Origin of the sequence: Psittacicella hinzii, from assembly GCF_003585885.1 — a bacterium.
GTDB lineage: Bacteria > Pseudomonadota > Gammaproteobacteria > Enterobacterales > Psittacicellaceae > Psittacicella.
The window spans coordinates 1-3042 of record NZ_NRHC01000105.1 but is presented as its reverse complement, the minus strand read 5'-3'; the positions used below and the strand labels follow the sequence as shown (position 1 = coordinate 3042).

The 3042-nt window shown below is 32.4% G+C and carries 2 protein-coding genes; both read right to left on the bottom strand.

Annotated elements, in window-relative coordinates:
• Nucleotides 1-318: 318 nt before the first annotated feature.
• Nucleotides 319-1008 (bottom strand): methylated-DNA--[protein]-cysteine S-methyltransferase, encoded by a 690-nt coding sequence (locus CKF54_RS07055; RefSeq protein ID WP_262407829.1) that lies wholly within the window; start codon nt 1006-1008, stop codon nt 319-321.
• 720 nt (nt 1009-1728) lie between these two features.
• A complete protein-coding gene (locus tag CKF54_RS07050) occupies nt 1729-2586 on the bottom strand; it encodes an aldo/keto reductase (protein WP_119525650.1) in 858 nt (285 codons plus the stop codon).
• Nucleotides 2587-3042: the final 456 nt, after the last annotated feature.

Genomic DNA, 3042 nt, shown 5'->3' with positions numbered 1-3042 from the left:
TTATTTTTTACATTCTCCGACTTATTTCAAATACTAATTACCTAAATTAGATCTTGTTCTGCAATTTATAAATTTATAAATTTATAAATTTATAAATTTGTAAATTTGTAAATTTGTAAATTTGTAAATTTGTAAATTTGAAGGTGTTTGCTACTTATTAAGTTGCTCTCTATTATTAGCTACCTAACAACACCAAGTACAGAATTACTTATATCCTAATCTAAATCCTAATCTAAATCCTTGTACTTTATACTTTCAAGATCTAGTAAAATTCTTTTCTTGTCTAATCCTCCATTATACCCTGTGATTTCTCCATTCTTACCTATCACGGTGACAAGGAATAACAATTGGTAGAGGATTAGCTCCAATAGCTTGCGCTACTGCACGTACAGCTTTCGGTCGATTAATTCGCTTTGCTATTTCTCCATAGCTTGTAGAGCACCCGTAAGGTATTAGTGTAAGAGCTTGCCATACTTGAAGTTGAAACTCTGTCCCGCAGAGACTGTAAGCTATACTCGTGAAGTCTACTCTTTCACCAGCAAAATACTTATCTAAACAATCCCTTACTCTATTAAGAACTTCATGCTGATTTAAATCATCTACCCAACGTAAATCAACTTCTTCACGATTTAGATACTTAGGCTGGTTAACTCTGGAAGCTGAAATTATTGAGGTTTCTGTTTCTTTGGACAAGGCTTGGCGTTTATTGATCTTAATAGATTCTTCAACTTTGCTTGAATTGTTACTTGTTGATTTTAACTTGCCTGCAGACTTAACAAACTCACTAACAACTACTTCTCGAATATCTATACCCTTGTCACACTTTCCCTTACTCTCATCAGCATAAAATTCTTTATTGAGCACACTCTTAGTCAACTCTGCTACTTTATCAGCAAGCTCTGATGCAAAATAAACTCTCCATAGAGAATTGTCATACACAACTAAAGTTAACTCACCCACAGGAGATGAGTAAGTTCCAATATAGAGTTCAGGTTTAATCGACTTCATAACTTCTTCCTTAAGTCTTCTTTCAGCTCACAGCTAAACCAGATCTCACAACAATGTTGCAACTAATAAGAGCTATCTACAGTTACACCTATACCTAACAAAACTTATGTAGATATTGATTATTCAATTATATCTAACTCAAGGTAATCATGATCAATAATCACTAATCAGCTAACAGGATAATCCCATCTTAAGTCTTAAGAATTCAGAAGCTAATTTACTTCTCTCACAGATTTTTCATGCACCTAGATCTTAAGCTATCAGCAAGTACAAAGTGTAAACTGAATAACGAAGTATGCAAGTATGATAGTATGCAAAAATACGTAAACACCAAGAACCTAAACAAGAGAATGTAAAAGTAAAAAAAGCCAAGTAGTACCGATAACTACTTGACTGCAAATTACTACCTAATTCAATTGCTACTAATTTTATTCTCTTATCCTTACATTAAGCGTATAGATTTACATCTTGTGTATGAATATGTATAGACACGTATGAATACGCACACATATGCGCAAATATGCATGACTATGCACACATATACCTAGATATGTATGAATACATACTTATATGTATAGATATGTATACAAAATCACCCTCATAATATGTTTTTTACATGGTTATCTTGCAATCAATAGTCTTACATGAACACATATCATCAATACTAATCCAAACATTAGAGATTTATAAAGTCACACAACATGCTCTTACATTTAGAACTTATGATTTATAAGTTGATAAGTATTTTACTGCTTCAGGTGAACGATGATCAATAAATAAACTTTGATTTAAATCTAGCGTTTTAATTCTTTCCATTTCCTCTGCTGTTAATTCAAAATCAAAGCTGTTTAAATTCTCTTTGATTCTTGAAGAGGTTACAGATTTTGGAATAACAACAACGTTGCGTTGTAATAACCATTTTAAGATAACTTGCGCAACTGACTTACCATGCGCTTGGGCAATTTCACTTAATACAGGATTAGTAAAAATGTTATTTCTACCTTCCGCAAAACTTGCCCAAGATTCAGTTACCACTCCATTTTCTTCTAGAAATGCACGCACATCTTCACGTTGATAGAATGGGTGCATCTCAATTTGGTTAACAGCAGGTTTAACTTTGTTAAACAGCATTAAGTTCATAATTTGATCTGGAGCAAAGTTACTTACACCAATAGCACGAATTTTACCCTCTTGGTAAAGCTCTTCCATTGCTCTCCAAGCACCAAAGACATCACCTACAGGTTGGTGAATTAAGTAAAGGTCAATGTAATCTAAACCAAGTTTTTCTAAGCTTCTTGCAAATGCTTGTTTTGCTTTTTCTTCACTTGCGTCTGAAACCCAAAGTTTAGTAGTAACAAAAATCTCTTCACGTGGAATACCGCTACGTTTAATTGCACGACCTACAGCTTCTTCATTCATGTAAGCTTGCGCTGTATCAATCATACGGTAACCAGCTTGTAAAGCTTCTAATACCACTTCTTCACATTGTACTTCATCAGTTACTTGGAATACCCCAAAACCTAATTGAGGCATTTTTACACCGTTATTTAAAGTTACGTATGGGTAATTAGTTGACATAATATGTTTCCTTTTTTGTTTGTGTCTGTATGTTTTTGTTTGTAAAAAAAAATTGAGTTCGTTGTTTTAAAAATTTACTACGTAGGTTAAACCTAATTAAAGATGAATTGTAAAAATTTAATTATCTCTTAGTCATTTATTATGACTTAATCATTCATTATGACTTCATCACTCAATGAATAATTTTATGAGCTTCTCGATAAGATCTTCAATAAACTCTCTAAGCTATGCAATATTTGAATTGCCTTTTGATTATTTTGTTTATACGCCTATTATACTCTTGAAGAATTTATTAATAAACACCTATATATTCACAATACTGTTTAATTATTTTCAACAATTAGGTAACCTATAACAGTTAGCTGTTAGGAAAGTTAGATCTTAAGAAACCAAACATTAGTAAGCCAATCTTAGCTCAAACTTTAACACCCCTTACATTAGGGATTCCCGAAATTG

Excerpts from the sequence above, each read along its gene's own strand:
- CKF54_RS07050 (WP_119525650.1), bottom strand. The coding sequence starts at position 2,586 with ATGTCAACTAATTACCCATACGTAACTTTAAATAACGGTGTAAAAATG.
- CKF54_RS07055 (WP_262407829.1), bottom strand. The coding sequence starts at position 1,008 with ATGAAGTCGATTAAACCTGAACTCTATATTGGAACTTACTCATCTCCT.